General features: G+C 71.8%; 10 protein-coding genes and 1 pseudogene. 5 read left to right on the forward strand and 6 right to left on the reverse strand.

The window, feature by feature from the left end:
• Positions 1-116 precede the first annotated feature (116 nt).
• Both AB0D45_RS03540 and AB0D45_RS03545 read right to left on the reverse strand, forming a co-directional pair.
• Positions 117-566, reverse strand: coding sequence for a spore-associated protein (locus AB0D45_RS03540; RefSeq protein WP_361600450.1), 450 nt, complete (start codon positions 564-566; stop codon positions 117-119).
• A gap of 672 nt (positions 567-1,238) precedes the next feature.
• Positions 1,239-1,754, reverse strand: a complete 516-nt coding sequence (locus tag AB0D45_RS03545) for a peptidylprolyl isomerase (protein WP_362455082.1) — start codon at positions 1,752-1,754, stop codon at positions 1,239-1,241.
• Positions 1,755-4,669: 2,915 nt separating this feature from the next.
• On the opposite strand from AB0D45_RS03545, the pseudogene AB0D45_RS03550 reads away from it, so the two are divergent.
• Positions 4,670-5,365 (forward strand): annotated as a pseudogene (locus tag AB0D45_RS03550) (VWA-like domain-containing protein); the annotation flags it as partial.
• A 249-nt stretch (positions 5,366-5,614) separates the two neighbouring features.
• On the opposite strand, the gene AB0D45_RS03555 reads toward AB0D45_RS03550, so the two are convergent.
• Positions 5,615-6,121, reverse strand: a complete 507-nt coding sequence (locus AB0D45_RS03555; RefSeq protein ID WP_362455083.1) for a hypothetical protein — start codon at positions 6,119-6,121, stop codon at positions 5,615-5,617.
• Between the two features lie 577 nt (positions 6,122-6,698).
• On the reverse strand, positions 6,699-7,361 hold the full coding sequence (locus tag AB0D45_RS03560; RefSeq protein ID WP_362455084.1) for a TetR/AcrR family transcriptional regulator: 663 nt from the start codon (positions 7,359-7,361) through the stop codon (positions 6,699-6,701).
• 161 nt (positions 7,362-7,522) lie between these two features.
• On the opposite strand from AB0D45_RS03560, the gene AB0D45_RS03565 reads away from it, so the two are divergent.
• Positions 7,523-8,449 carry an NAD(P)-dependent alcohol dehydrogenase gene (locus tag AB0D45_RS03565; RefSeq protein WP_362455085.1) on the forward strand — a complete coding sequence of 309 codons (927 nt, stop codon included), beginning with the start codon at positions 7,523-7,525 and terminating at the stop codon, positions 8,447-8,449.
• A 544-nt stretch (positions 8,450-8,993) separates the two neighbouring features.
• A complete protein-coding gene (locus AB0D45_RS03570) occupies positions 8,994-9,233 on the forward strand; it encodes a chaplin (RefSeq protein WP_362455086.1) in 240 nt (79 codons plus the stop codon).
• 314 nt (positions 9,234-9,547) lie between these two features.
• Here the strand turns inward: AB0D45_RS03570 and AB0D45_RS03575 are convergent, their stop codons facing one another.
• Complete coding sequence (locus AB0D45_RS03575; RefSeq protein WP_362455087.1) at positions 9,548-9,946, reverse strand: hypothetical protein; 399 nt, start codon at positions 9,944-9,946, stop codon at positions 9,548-9,550.
• A 672-nt stretch (positions 9,947-10,618) separates the two neighbouring features.
• Here AB0D45_RS03575 and AB0D45_RS03580 point away from each other — a divergent pair.
• Positions 10,619-12,214, forward strand: coding sequence for a molybdopterin-dependent oxidoreductase (locus AB0D45_RS03580; RefSeq protein ID WP_362455088.1), 1,596 nt, complete (start codon positions 10,619-10,621; stop codon positions 12,212-12,214).
• A gap of 107 nt (positions 12,215-12,321) precedes the next feature.
• The gene (locus AB0D45_RS03585; protein WP_362455089.1) at positions 12,322-12,972 is read left to right on the forward strand and encodes a fasciclin domain-containing protein; all 651 of its coding nucleotides are present in this window, start codon (positions 12,322-12,324) and stop codon (positions 12,970-12,972) included.
• 718 nt (positions 12,973-13,690) lie between these two features.
• Here AB0D45_RS03585 and AB0D45_RS03590 read toward each other — a convergent pair.
• Positions 13,691-14,386, reverse strand: a complete 696-nt coding sequence (locus AB0D45_RS03590; protein ID WP_362455090.1) for a thioredoxin domain-containing protein — start codon at positions 14,384-14,386, stop codon at positions 13,691-13,693.
• Between the last annotated feature and the right edge of the window lie 39 nt (positions 14,387-14,425).

Here is a 14,425-nt window from a genome sequence, read left to right on the forward strand (position 1 = left end):
GCAAGTCTGCCAGGGCGAGCCGGACCACGGCGGTTTCGGTGTGGTGGTCGCGTCGTAGGTCCTGCCCCGCGACGACCGCGCAACGACACGGAGCGTCGCGGTCAGCAGGGGTCGGGTCAGCGGACCTCGGTGACCCGGTGCTCCTTGCGCGCGCCGCAGTTGGAGTTGTACACCTGCACGTGCACGTTGCTGATGCCTCCGCCCCAGTCGACGCAGTGGCCCTTGCCGTACACGTAGGCCGGGCCCGCGTACGACGTGTACCGACCGTAGTCCTCGCCCCGCTCCCAGGTCTCGGGGACTTCGATCCACAGCGCCATGTCCACGGCTGCGCCCGGGTTGTTGCGGATCGTCGCGACGCAGTTCTTGCCGTTCGAGGCGTTGTAGGTCAGGTAGACGGTGCCCAGCGAACCGATGGCGGCCGAGTTCACGGTCTTGTAGGCGCTTCCGCATACCTTCTGCGGCGTGGTGTTGGGCGCGGCGGTGGCGGGCGCCGCCAGGGCGGTGCTGGCCCCCAGGGCCAGGGCGGCGCATGCGGAGGTGGTGAGGACGGAACGGGTGAATCGCATTTGTTTCCCCCTGCGGCTCATTGGAGTTGGTCGCTCCTGCATGATGTGACATGCAGGATGGCGGATCGGTTGCGCATCGTCCGCAAAATATGTGACCGCGTCGCGTCACCACCCCGCCCTCGGCCGACTGACGGCCTCCGGCGGCCGAACGCGGGCGTCGAGGCCACACAGGCCGACCTCACCGCGGTGTGCCAGCCGTCTGCGACGGCGCCCGCGCCGCTCAGTGGGTCGCTCCTCACTGATCCCGTCCCCGCTCGGGAGCCTGCAACTCGCCGATCTCGCTGTCCGCGACCGCAGCTCCTCACGATCCAGCCGCAGAACGATCCCGCCCTGGGCCCGCAGCTCGGCCTCGGCCCCGGCCCCGGCCACCCAGCGGTCCGCAGCGGAGATGAAGGTGACCCGCGGCGATCGGCGTTCGGTGAGGGTGGGGAGGAAGCTGCTCATGCGGCATGCTCGCACCTCACCCGTACGCGGGTCGCATGTCCATGGGTGGAACCGTAGCGAGTCCACTGGTTGGGCCTTGGGTGCTTCGGCGCAGTCCGGGCAGAAGGTCCGGAGTCCTGCGCTTCCGCACCCAGACGCTTCATCCGGGCGGCGTAGTCCGCCTGGGGTGGCCACAGGCGTACGGCATGCCCATCGAGGGCGTGGCCACTCCGCGGTGCGTCTTTGCTGTCAGGACGGCCGGACGCGGAACAGCTCGGTCCGCAACACGGGTGTGCCGTCGACCGGTGCCGGGTTCTCCGCGGTCGGCTGGATGCCTCCGGCGGCGACCTTGTCGAGTGTCGTCAGGCCGTCGGCGCCGACCGTGCCGAACACCGTGTAGTTCGGTCGCAGCGCGGAGTCGCCGTACACGACGAAGAACTGAGAACCGTTCGTGTCCGGGCCGGCATTGGCCATCGCCAGCAGGCCGCGCCCGTAGAGACGGCGCGCGCCGGACGGATCGGTCGGTGCCGGAGGCAGGTCCACCGGCAGCTCGTCCTTGTACTTGTACCCGGGCCCACCCTCGCCGGTACCGGTCGGGTCGCCACACTGCAGAACCTTCAGTGTCGGATACGCCGTCAGACGGTGGCACACCGTGCGGTCGTAGAACCCGTGCCGGGCGAGGTGCAGGAAACTCTGGACCGTGCACGGCGCCTGGGCCCGGTCCAAGTGCAGCGGGAGCGGGCCCTGGCTGGTCGGAACCGTCATATCGACCGTGCCACGGCTGGGGGTGCGCCGCGGGTCAGGCGGCAGCGGGACAGAGCGCGCCGGCGGCTCGTCCGGAGTCTGGGTGTAGTGGCAAGGGCCGTGTGTGGTGCGCGGGGGAGCTCCGTCGGAAGCGGTGGCGACAGTCCCCCCGGCCACGACTAACGCCACGGCCCCGAATGCGCTGATCAGTGCTCGGTTCATCTCGCGTGCCCTCCCGATGATCGCCAGGTCTTGGAGCGGTCGCAGTCTAGGGCGTGGGTTCGGTCCGCGGGAATGGTTGGCGGCAGGAGGCTTGCACCGCCCGAGGCGGCTGTCCGCGCCCGGGACGGGCGGGCATCGACAGACCGCGAACCTCAGCGGCGGCACCCGCCAGAAACCCGTACCGCCGCGGCACCCACCGGGACCTTCCACCCAGCCAGACCCGCCTCCAGCTGCTGCGCCGCCTCGTACGAGGACAGCGGGTCCCGTGGCAGACCGGCCCGCACGGCCCGCACGGCCTGCGCGTCCACCGACTCCACCGCCGCCCGCGGTGGCGCAAACCCCGGCCGTGGCCGTCCGGTCACCGGGCGGCCCGTCATGGAGGGCAAGGCCTGGCCGCCCTGAGCCCAGGCGCGCTCTGGGCGGCCCTCAGCGCTACCGCGTCTCGGAGCGCCCGGTCTTCTGGGGGTAAGCGCGCTCGCTCGGCGGTTCGGTACGTTGAGTAGCGTCGGCCCTCACATGGTCTGTCCATCCCTTGGCTGCCAGGCGTCGGCCTGCTTTATTACGGTCATGGTGGCCGCAGAGCCAGCCGATCAGGGCAACGCTCAGGGCGGCCGTGCCACAGGTGAGGACGGTCTCGTCGGAAATGAGCGCCTGCCCTTCCCGCAGTCTGGGGTAGCGCCGCCGGCGATACCAGCGATGAGGAGCGGGGCACGCGGGGCCGAAGCCGGTCGGTGCCCGCGCGGGCAGCGGCGCCGACCCGGTTCCCCATAGCTGATGACACAGAACCGGCGATGTAGTTGCCGGAGATGTCCTCAAGCCTCTCCGGCAACCGCATGGCGGAGCGGACGTTACGTGACGACGTCGATCACACAGTCGTCCCAGTCCCAGGGAGCCCAGGAGCAGTCGGACCGGGAAGGCGTAGTACCCGTCTCCACGGCTGCCGCCGGACCGGCCACGGCAACGGACATTGCCGTAAGGGCTGTAACAGCCAGGGTAGTTACCCATGCCTTTTGACCCACATTCGAGCCATCGTCTTCCCTTCGTGGATGAGTGCGCCAGCCGTATTACCAGCACAAGAGGAACTTATTTCGAGAGATCCTTGAGCGTCAACAAACCTGAATTCCCTTGACAAGGCCGGGACGAATGCAGGAAGAAGTCTTCACATTCCTTGCAGTTTTATTTGTGCACCCATCGGATATTTCCCGGAGTCGCGTGCCCTCCGGTCCGCGGCAAAGAACTGTCCCGGCTTGGGCGTCATGCGCTGAACCGTGCCCGATGGGCAGCCGATCCCCGGCTGATCCCGACGTCGAAGGCGACGTAGAGGGCGGGCAGCGGGCGGTGGGGGCTCCGGCGTTGCGAGCGCGGGCGACGGCCCGGCGCTGCAAGCCCTCGAAGGACAGGGCGCTGGCCTCCACGTCTCAGGCGAGCACTTCGCTATCGAGGACCTGGCCGCCGGGCAGCTGAGAAGACGGCGGCGGCCACCAGGTCGGGGAACGCGTCCTGGACCAGATGCGTCGCGGCGGGTCTGGAGCAGCACCCGCCCACCCGGTGCGGATGGGATGAAAACGAGCAGCCGGTGGCCGTCGTACGTCAGCTCGTAGGCCAAACCCGGGCCGGTCCGGAGCAGGGCTGGGATCGTCTCGGCGGCCTGCGCCAGTATCGGCACGACCGGCGGCCGCAACACCACGTCCCCGCACCTCCACGCCATCCGTCCGCCCCCGCTCCCAACCCCCGGGCGCGCCGGGCCGCTGTTCGCGCTGCCGCGCTCCCACCTGCCGTTACGCGGTGGGCGCCTCGCCTCCCCCTGTGGCTTGCGTGCAGGGCAGCGCGGCGGCGCACTGCGGGAAGCAGCGATGTCCGCCCCGCCCCCGGTCGACAGCCCACGGCTGGGCCTCATGCGCTTCCTCGAACGCCTCCAGCTTCAGGCCGCACCCGCGGCTGGATGGCCGCCGAGGAGCAGGACGCGGTGGTGGAGGGTGCGCGAAGGCCTGCGCCGCCGAGTGGCTGATCGCGTACGGGATCGGCACGGGCCGGCCAGCTGCGTGGTGCGCGCCGGCAGCTGCGGGAACACGCGCAGCCGCTGCAAGCCCGCCACCGTCGAGTTCTCGCCCTGGCCGATGGCGTACAGGTCTGCCCGGCCTGCCGCCCCGACACCATCCTCGGAGTGTTCGAATGACCAGCCGGCGGCCGCGCGCGTGGTCGTCTACCCGCCCGACGCCCAAGGCGGACGCCGTGTCCGCTGCGACGGCGACGTCCTCGGCCGCGCCCTCGTCGCCGGCGACGTTCCAGAGGAAGTGGTCGCCCTGGTTCGAAGGGACGGCCATCTCTGCGTACGCACACCACTCAGCGAGGATCTCAAGATCCTCGGAGTCCTCTGACCAGGACTTTTCTTGCCTGGGGTTCGGGAAGCCGACGCAAAGGAAGTCCCCGAAAGCCAAGGACGGGTAGCTGTCGGCAAGCAGCTTGTAGTCGGAAGGCAGCTCCGTGGTCAGGCGCTCCTCGACCGTTGCCCAGGCGATGCCGGCTGAAGCCGTACGGCGAAGGAGGGCGAGGCCGGGGACGGCCTGCTCCAGAGCCGCGACCGCCGAGGCCGGAACAGTCAGTCGCTGCCGAGGTACTTGAGTGCCGACGTGAGCATCCACCGGGACAGCGTGCCGGAGCACGGATCACGACCTTCACTGACCTCGATCCTTTGACGTTGGGGCAGGCTGGCGCTGCGGCTGGCGTGGCTGGACTGCGGCAGTGGTGCGGACGGGCATGCGCTGCCCTGGGAGTTGGGCGCCGAGGGGGTCCACGCGCTGAGCCGGCAGCAGCGGGACGCCGTGCGGTTCCGGGTGTCCGAGGCGATCACCGGGCGGCCGGGGAATGCTCCCGAAGGGTGGCGCAGGTGGGCGGACGAGGCGTTCCACCCCCTCAGCCGTGGCGGCAGCAGCTGGGTGCGGCGGTCCGGGCGGAGGCGGGCGCGCCGGGGCGGGCGAGGACAGCTACCGGCGCCCGTGCGGCGTTCGGCCGGTGTCCCCGGCGTCGTGCTGCCGAGCCTGCGCCGGATGCCGCCCCGAATGTGCGTGGTGATCGACACCTCGGGGTCGGTGAGCAACACGGAGCTGGGCAGCGCGCTGCGACCTGGTGTCGGTGATCTGCTGTGACGCGGTGGCGGGGGTGGCCGTACCGCTGTGCCGCGCCGAGAACCTCGAACTGTTCGGCTGCGGCGGTACGGAACTGCGGTCCGCCTTCGCCCGGGCGCTGCGCTCCCGGCCCCTGCCGGACGTGGTCGTCGCTCTGACGGACAGGCATGCGCCGTGGCCCTCGGCGCAGCCCCCTGGCGCACGGTGGTCGGGCTCTTCGAGCGTCCGGCCCGTACCGTGAACGAGGACGAGTCGGACTACACCCCCGACGTCCCGCCGGCCTGAGTGCGGGTCGTCCTCATCGGGTAGCGGTGCCGCCGGAGGGGCCCGGAACTGCCGCAGCAGATCGCCGATGGCGACGAACGCCTGGTGATCGGGTCCGGTAGTCGCACCGAAGTCGGAGCCGTGTGGTTCGCAGGAATCGACAGGTGGGGTCCTTGCGATTCGGTGTGCCCCGGGGGATCCTCTCGGACCCTCGTACGGTGCCGTCGTCCAGCCCGCCGAGCCGTCGACCGAGTGCCGGCGTCCGGGTGGTCACGCGCGGACGGCCGTGAGGTGGTACGTCGTGTCGACCCAGAAGCCGCCCGTCGTGCTGCCCTTGATCTCCAGGACGTACTGGCCGGGCAGTAGAGGTGCCAGGCCGGCCCAGATGCCCCACGCGAGGTGCATGCGCAGCCCCACGGGGAAGGGCGGCGCGGTGAATTCGCGCAGGTCGAGGGGGACGCCGTTGAGGAAGGCCTTCGCATGGGCCACGTCGAGCTTCAGTGGCTTGCGGGAGTGCTGCTTCGTGTGCTGGATGTTGATCACCGGGAAGAACAGCGGCCGGTCGGCGGGCACCTCGCAGCGGCGGACCACCTGGCCGCCGTAGGTGCCGGCGAGGAACCACAGGTCGTCGGGCTGCTGCCAGCCGGCGTACTCGCCGGTCGTGTCGGCGACCGGGCTCCGGTCGTCGGGGGCGGAGAGGGCCCATTGCCACCAACGGGCGGCCAGTATGCCGCCCTCCCGGTCGCCGAGCTGCCAGGACCCACCGTTCGATGCCACGCCGCCCACGGCCTCACCCTTTCTTCGGGAGCTCTCGCCCCACCCGCCCTGTCGGTCGAGTGCACCCTATGGGGGTCGCGAGCGGCCGGACCGAGCGGGTGGTGCACAGTCGTGGCAGCACATGGCGCGGGAAGCAACACGGCCTGGCAGAAAACACTTCGTCAGCCGGAAAGTGGGGTTGTCCCCGCCGTTACGCGCCGTCGGGTTGTCCCCGCAGGGACGCGGCCCCCGGCCGGCAGGCGGTAATGGAGGCGGCCGACGCCCTCTTCGCCCGTTCCGAGAGCCGCGAGGAGCTGACGACGACCGACATCGCGGCGTCGGCCGCGTCGGCACGGACACCCTCTTCCGCGCCCTCGGTGGCCGGGCCGGGCTCCTCCACGCGCTGTACGAGGGCTGCTTCGAACCGCTCCGGCGAGGCTGTGGAGTCGCGCCCGCCGCCCCTTTGGGACCGCCACTCCCCCGCAGGAACGCGTGCCTGCCCGGCTCGGCGTGGTCCTGTGCTTCAAGACAACCGCCGCCTGGCGCCGGCCGTGGAGGAGCGCGCGGCGAGCGGGTCACCCGCTCGGCCGGCCGCCGTCTACGCCTGCGCTTCCGTGGCAGCAGTGAGGCGGGCCGCGAGGCCGTCCAGAATGAGGTCCAGGCCGTAGCCGAACTCGGCGCCGTACTCGTACCCGGGCCGGAGGACGTGGTGCTGGGCGAAATCGGCGAGGTTCGGGTACTCGCCGGCCGGAAAGGCTGCGAGGAAGTCACCGACGGCGATCTCCACGTCCCGCGGGGCGAATGGCAGCGCCGCCTCGGTCAGGGCGAAGCCGTAGACGTAGCTGTCCAGCAGCGAGTACGCGTGCGCGGCGAGCGCGTACGGGAAGCCGGCCCGCCGCAGGACGCCCAGGACGGCGTCGTGGTGACGCAGTGTCGCCGGACCGGGGTGGGCACGTGACTCCATCACCGCGGTGGCCCACGGGTGGCGGCCCAGGACCTCGCGGGCGCTGTGCGCGCGCCGGCTCAGGGCCGAGCGCCAGTCCGGGCCGTCGGCGGGCAGCTCGATCTCGGCGAAGACGGCGTCGACGATGCCGTCGAGGATCGCCTCCTTGTGCCGGACGTGGTGGTAGAGCGACATCGGCTTCACGCCGAGCCGCTGGGCGAGAGCCCTGATCGTCAGCCCGGCCACGCCCTCCTCGTCGGCGAGAGCGACCGCTTCCGCCAGAACCCGGGCCCGGCTGAGGGGAACCTGCTGGGGCACCTGCGCCTCCCGCCTTGACGTCCTTGGCCGCAGGGGCCACTGTACCGTACTAAGTAAGTCGTACTTAGTACGGCACTCGTCGGCGAGGAAGGCGGTGGGCGGCGGTGGATGGTGCGGCGACGATGGTGGCGGTCCTTCAGCGGGGGTACGGAGGCCCCGAGATGCTGAGGACCGAGCGGGTGCCCCGGCCGGTGCCGGGGGCCGGCCGGGTGCTGTTGCGGGTGCGGGCGGCTGGGGTCGACCGGGGTACCTGGCACCTGACGGCGGGCTACCCGTACGCGGTGCGGGCGGCTCTGGGCCTGCGGCGGCCGCGGGATCCGGCAGCGGGCCTGGACGTGGCGGGCACCGTGGCCGCGCTCGGACCCGGGGTGACGGGATGCGCCGTCGGCGACCCGGTGTTCGGCACGGCGCACGGGTCCTTCGCCGAGTACGCGGTGGCCCGCGCCGACCGGATCGCGCCCAAGCCGGCCCGGCTGGGGTTCGAGGAGGCGGCCGTGCTCGCGGTGTCGGGGGTGACCGCGCTCCAGGCGCTGCGCGACGCGGGACGGGTCCGGGCCGGGCAGCGGGTGCTCGTCACCGGGGCCTCGGGCGGCGTGGGAACGTACGCGGTGCAGTTGGCCAAGGCGTTCGGGGCCGAGGTCACCGCGGTGTGCGGACCGGCCAAGGCGGACCTGGTGCGCTCGCTGGGCGCGGACCACGTACGCGATTACACCCGCGAGGACGTCACCGCCGACGATCACCGCTACGACCTGGTGGTGGACCTCGCGGGCGCCAATCCGGTGGCACGGCTGCGCCGGATCCTGACCCCGCGCGGCACTCTGGTCATCGCGGGCGGCGAGGACTGCGGGGCCTGGACCGGCATGGGCCGGCAGTTCCGGGCGCTCGCGCTGTCACCCTTCACGCGGCAGCGGCTGACCATGCTCGCGAGCCGCCAGAACCGGGCCGACCTGGACAAACTCGCCTCCCTCGTCGACGCCGGCCGGGTCTTGCCGAGTGTGGGATCGGTGTTCCCCCTGGACCAGGTCCCGCAGGCCTTGGCCCTGCTGACGGAGGGCGGGGCGCGGGGGAAGATCGCGATCACCGTCTGAGGGCGGGGCGGGGCACCGACGGGGCGGGGGGCGCGGTGCAGGCCGGGTGGCGAGAGCGGTCGGTGGTGTGGCGGCGGCCGCCTTCCCCTCCCTCGACCACCCCTCAGGAACGAGACGTGCTCCGGGTCGAAGCGGCACCCCCGCTTCTAGTGCTCCACGCGGTCGTCGAGCCGGTGTGGAGGGGCCGGCTCGGCGTTCCTCGCCTCCCCTCCGGAGCCTCGGGCTGCGCCCGGTCGCGTACGACCGCCGGTCCTCGCGTCGTCGCTCGGGCGGGGCCGGACCGTCTCCGAGGGGCGGTCCGCCTTGGCGGTGTGTGCGGGTGTCGCCTGGTCTTCGTAGCGGACGGCCGGCGGACGGGATGGGGCTTCGTCACCCGCATCACCTTCGGTTGACCCGTTGGAGGGAAGTCGGGGGCTGGGGGCAAGCCGGGGGTCGGACGGCGGCGAAGACGGGGTGTGAGGGAGCCCGAAGGCATTCGCGAGGCTTTCCCATCGGCCGCGCGGGACTTCCGCGTGGCCGGACATCCGCAGTGGAGGTTCAAGACATGGTTCGTGTACGACGAGGTCTCGCCGTGGCTCTGGCGGCCGGCGCGCTGGTCGCGGGAGGCGCCTCGGTGGCTTCCGCCGACGCGGGCGCCCAGGGGGTGGCCGCGTACTCGCCGGGTGTCGGCTCGGGCAACCTCATCCAGGTGCCCATCCACATCCCGATCAACGCCTGCGGCAACACCCTGAGCATCATCGGGCTGCTGAACCCGTCCTTCGGCAACACCTGCATCAACGCCTGACCCGCACGCGGAAAGAGCCCCGGTTCGACGCCGTCACAACGGGGAGCGCGAACCGGTGACCTGCCCCGGCACGGGGCGCACGCCCGGCCTGGGGACGCGCTGTGGGCCAAGCCGTACCGGGCAGGTCGGCTGCGGGTGGCTGTCGGCACAGCCACCCGCAGCATCCCGGTGGAGCCGTCCCCGGCCGTGCCGACCGTCTGGGTGTGGGGTCCCCTCGCGTGCAGACCGCATACCGCATCGGCGACCAGTTCGCGGACGATGAGCGCGAGGCCCTCTTGCGGTGATTCCGGAACCCCATGGCGACCTGCCGGCGGTCACCACTTGTGGTGGCAGTTCCAGTGGCCGGGAACCCAGTGGCCGACGTAGTGGCCGGGCACCCAGTGCTGCTTCCAGTGGCCCTTCTCCCACCATCCGTCGTGCCACTTCCCGTGGTGGTCCCAGTAGCCCTTGTGCCAGGTGCCCTGGTGCCACTTCCATTCGGAGTGGCCCTTGACCCACTTCTTGGCCCAGTGGCCGTTCACCCAGTTGCACCGCTCATGACGGTCCCACTGGTCGTGCCGGTGGTCCCGGTCGTCGGCTACCACCGAGGCAACCGCTGACGGTGTCGGCGTCGCGCTCGCCGTGGCGGAGGCGCCCAGCACGGACCCGCCGGCCAGCACCCCGGCCGACGCCGCCGCGGCCAGCAGCCTCCGCGCGCGCAGGGATGCGGTCATCGCGCTCACCTCCTTCGATCCGGTCGATCGTGGATTCGGTGTGCTGTGCGGCCCCGCCGGGAGCCTCACGTGAAGGTTTCGGGACGAATCGCCTCATGGATTGCATCAGGGGTATAACCGGCACATTACTCCGGCCGGGTGACATGCGGCCGCAGCCTCCGTCCCGGGCTGGATGCGGGCGCCGAATCTCCCCACGAGGTGCGGCTGCCGGGCGGGACGGAGTCCGCCCGGGCGGGCCGCCAGGTCACCGCCCGCATGGCAGCCTTGCGGGCCCCGCGGCTGCCCGCCGTCGCTCCGGGCGGCGTCCTGATGATCCTGCTGGGCTACCGCAGCCTGCTGATGCCGCTGCTGGTCATCGCGAGCTCCGTCCTGGGCCTGGCAGTAGCGTGCGCCGTCCGGTACGCGCCGGCCCGCTTGGGCCGGCTGCCGCTCGACGGCCAGCGCCAGGGCATCCGTGTTCATCCTGGTCATCGGCGCGAGCACCGGCCACGCCCTCCTGCCGGCGGCCCGACACCGCAAGAGAACTCACCGGACAACCGGACACCGCACGGGCCATGGCAGTCGCCTGCCATCTGGCTCCGCCGCCCCGCGCGCAGCGCCCTGACACCCGCACGGGCATTCGGTTTCACTCTTTCGGGGCTTCATACCAATCCGCCGGACGGGCGCCGCCGAATGCCGGGTGTGAGCAGCTTCCGCAGCAAACTCGTCCGCGCCGCACAGGGCGCCCCGGCCGGGCTCCTGGCCGCCTTCGCGGCCCTGGGTGTCGCCGAGCTGGTCGCCGGACTGGTGCGGCCCGCGGCCGGGCCCGTGACCGTGGTCGGCGGCGCGGTGATCGACCGGACGCCCGCCGCGGTGAAGGACTTCGCGATCCGCACCTTCGGAGAAGACGACAAGACCGTCCTCCAGCTGGGGATCCTGGCGATTCTCGCCCTCGTCGCCGCCGCCCTGGGGATCCTCGCCGTGTCTCACCGGCGGGCCGGCGCCGCAGGGGTGTTGCTGTTCGGGCTCGTCGGCGCCGCAGCGTCCCTGAGCCGGCCCGACTCCACCGGCATCGGCGACGTACTGCCCTCGATCGCCGGGGCGGTCGCGGGAGCCCTCACCCTGTACGTCCTGGCATCCAGGGCCGCTCCTCGGCCTGCCGGCCCGTCCGGTGCGGGCAGCGAGGAAGCCACCGGCGGGTGGAGCCGACGCGGATTTCTGACGGCCGCCGGTGTGACCGCCGTAGCGGCGGCCTCGGCCGGCGCACTGGGCCGGTTCTTCACCGGCCGGCAAGGCCAGGGCGCGCTCGCCTCCCGCGACGACCTGGTCCTGCCCGAGCCCGCCTCCCCGGCTCCCGCCGTCCCGGCCGGCGTCCAGCTCAAAGCGCCCGGCATCACGGCCTTCACCACCCCCAACCCCGACTTCTACCGCGTCGACACCGTCCTGACCGTTCCCAAGGTGGACGCCGGCGCCTGGCGGCTGCGCATCCACGGCCGTGGGGTCACCCGGCCGCGCGCCTACACCCTCGACCAGCTCCTGGCCCGCCCCCTGATCGAACGCGACATCACTCTCACCTGTGTCTCCAACGAGGTCGGCGGCCCCTACATCGGCAACGCCCGCTGGCTCGGCGTCCCCCTCGCCGAACTCCTCAGGGAAGCCGGGGTCAGGCCGCCCTCCCAGCGGGGCGAGGCGGACCAGCTCGTGGCCCGCTCGGTGGACGGGATGACGCTCGGTTCCCCGGTCGAGGACGTGATGGACGGCCGCGACGCGATGCTCGCCGTCGGCATGAACGGCCGGCCCCTGCCCTTCGAGCACGGCTTCCCGGTCCGGATGCTCGTCCCCGGCCTCTACGGCTACGTGTCCGCCTGCAAGTGGATCGAGGACATCGAACTCACCACCTTCGACGCCTACGACCCCTACTGGGTGAAGCGGAAGTGGGCCCGTCTGGCGCCGATCAAGACGCAGGCCCGCATCGACACCCCCCGGCCCTTCGCCCGCCCCACCGCCGGACCCGTCACCGTCGCCGGAGTGGCCTGGGCCCAGCGCCGCGGCATCACCCGCGTCGAGATCCAGGTCGACGACGGGCCCTGGCAGGACGCCGACCTCGCCGCCGAGGCCGGCATCGACACCTGGCGCCAGTGGTCCTACCGCTGGAGCGCCACCCCCGGCGGCCACACGATCGCCGTCCGCGCCACCGACGGTACCGGCGCGGTGCAGACCGAACAGCGCACCCGCACCATCCCCGACGGAGCGAGCGGCCGGCACAGCGTCTTCGTCACCGTCCCCTAGACCTCCCGAACCTCCCGAACGGCCGCCAGGCCACGTCTCGGGCAGCACGACCAGCCACGCCAACACCCTTACGAACAGACCGACAGCCCCTCAAGGAGCAACCCGTCATGAACAGCATGAAGATCCGCCGCACCGCGATCGCCGTCGCCGCCGCAGCCCTGCTGCCCTTCTCCCTGGCCGCGTGCTCCGACTCCGGCAGCGACACCGAGGGCGCCCCCGCCGCGGCCTCCGAGGACGCCGCCAAGACCGGCGAGAGCACCCCCGCGGGCGACTCCATGACCGGCGACCAGCCCTTCGGCCCGGCCTGCGCGGGCGTGCCCAGGGAGGGCGCCGGCTCCTTCGACGGCATGGCCAAGGACCCCGTCGCGACCGCCGCGTCCAACAACCCCGCCCTGTCGACCCTCGTGACGGCCGTCAAGAAGGCCGGCCTCGTCGACACCCTCAACAACGCGAAGGACATCACGGTCTTCGCCCCGACCAACGACGCCTTCGCGAAGATCCCGAAGGCCGACCTCGACAAGGTCCTCGCCGACAAGGCAACCCTGACGAAGATCCTCACCTACCACGTCGTCGGCCAGAAGATCACCCCCGCGCAGCTGCAGAACGGCAGCTTCGAGACCCTGCAGAAGGGCATGGTCACCACCAGCGGCTCCGGCGAGTCCTACAAGGTCAACGACACCGCGAAGGTGGTCTGCGGCGACGTCAAGACCGCCAACGCCAACGTGTACATCATCGACAGCGTCCTCATGCCCAAGTAGCCGGCCCTCCGCGGGAGGTCCACAGGATTCCCGGTGGCCCTGCTCCCCGTCCCCTTCGGACGGGGAGCAGGGCCACCCGTTCGAACGCAGCCAGCCCAGCGGCACGGTCCCGCAGCCGGCCCGTCAGAGGCCGGTACGCCGGCACTCCTCGTCCACGGGACGGTGAACGGGACCGCGCGCCGGACCGGGCGCCCGCGCGGCTGGAGCAGACCGGTTATGTGCCGCTCGCCGGCCTCCTCACCGCCGAGGGGCCGGCGCTCCTGCGCCAGGAGGCAGCACGGCTCGAGAGCGTCGCGCTGCGCCGGGACTTCTCCATGGCCTGCATGGACGACTCTCCGCGCCACATGACCACCCTGGGCGGCCGGGTGTCGCCGAGGAGTCGCAACTGGTCCCCCGCCTGTACGCCGACGGGGAACTCGTCTCACTGTTGGGCCGGCTCACCGGCCAGGCCGTGGCTCCCGTACCGGACCCGGTGGAACGCCACGTCCTCAACATCCTCCACCAGGAGGGCGACACCACGGCGGCCACACCGACACCTACCCATACGCCCTCGTCCTCTTCCTTGAGGCACCCAGCAGGCCCGAAGACGGCGTCCTGCTCGAATACACCCCGGGAAGCCCGCACCTTGACGCCCTCGGAACACCCGCGGCCCTGACCGCCCACCAGCTCTACCGATCACCCCGTCCGTGGCGGTTCTGCCTCCGGCCGTGGGGGGAGGTCAGCGGTAGCCGGATATCCAGACCGGGAGAAAGTCCTTGGTGAGGAGGACGTCCGACTGGGTGTCCGGCAATCGTTTGCCGTTGATGTCGGCCGCGGGCAGCACGGGTGAACCGGCGGCCTCGTACGCATGCTGGGACGCGTCCACGAAGTCCGCGTACTTCATCTCCTTGACCGCGGAGTCGAACGCCGGCCCGCGCAGGCCCTCCACTCGTGACGCCGTCTCCAGCAGGAGCGCGTCGGTGTAGCCGTCGCCGTTCTCCTGCGGTTGGTCGCGGAGGAGAACGGCCCGGTACTCGGCGAACTTGCCCTGCTCCAGCGCGGCGCGCAGGGCGTTGGCGGCCTTCTTCGAGCCGGTGCCGCCCAGTGGGCCGTCCAGGGCGGAGGACAGGGTGTACTCGGTCCGCACTTCCCTGCCCAGCGTCATGTCCAGGAGCGAGGCGCCTGCACCTGTCACCTCGACCTCCTTGCAGACGGTGCACCGCATGTCCTCGTAGAGGTGGACCGGCATCCGTCGCGGGTCCCCCACGACGATCGTGGTCCCGTCCGGCGCCAGGGCCTCCGGCAGCTCGTCGACGGCGGCGTACGGGTGGCGGCGTTCCCGCTGCGCGGCGTTCGTCTGGTCCCCGCACGCCGTCACGGCCAGCCCCAGCAGGGCGACCGGTACCAGTACGCGGCGCAGGTGTTCGGCTCTCATGCAGATGTGTCTTCCTGGGTGTGCGGTGCGGGCCCGGCC

Origin of the sequence: Streptomyces sp. NPDC048352 (assembly GCF_040651895.1) — a bacterium.
Taxonomy (GTDB): Bacteria; Actinomycetota; Actinomycetes; order Streptomycetales; family Streptomycetaceae; genus Streptomyces.